The sequence below is a fragment of the Pseudomonas sp. RW407 genome (assembly GCF_003176655.1).
Taxonomy (GTDB): Bacteria; Pseudomonadota; Gammaproteobacteria; order Pseudomonadales; family Pseudomonadaceae; genus Pseudomonas; species Pseudomonas delhiensis.
Genome location: NZ_QGSL01000083.1, coordinates 1 through 402 on the forward strand (window position 1 = coordinate 1; position 402 = coordinate 402).

At 69.9% G+C, this 402-nt stretch carries 1 protein-coding gene; it reads right to left on the reverse strand.

The window, feature by feature from the left end:
* On the reverse strand, positions 1–402 hold a 402-nt coding region (locus DK254_RS06550), incomplete at both ends, for a hypothetical protein (RefSeq protein WP_371921106.1).

A 402-nucleotide genomic window follows, 5' to 3' on the forward strand; every position in this document is an offset into this window, starting at 1 on the left:
GTAGTGGATGCGCGCCTCGCGCTGCAGGGCGTCGCTGACCGTGGTGACGCGGGCCTCGAGGTCGTAGTGGAAGTGGTAGTGCTCGCCGTCGCTGGTCCAGTGCTCGACCACCCGTGGACGTCCGCCGAGGTTTTCCCAGCGGTATTCGCAGCGCAGCCCCAGGGCGTTCTCGTGGCGCACCATCAGGCCGTCCTGGTAGGCGAAGCGGCGGCTGGTGTCGCCGTTGCGGTTGTGCACTTCGCTGAGCTGGCCCTGCGCGTCGTAGCGGTAGCGCACCAGGCTTTCCACTGCCTGGTCGCCGACTACCCGCACCACCTCGGTGAGGCGCTGCAGCGGGTGGTCGTAGTGCAGGTGCAGGCGCAGCCCGCCGCTGGCGGTGATGTCCAGCAGGCGGCCGTCGGC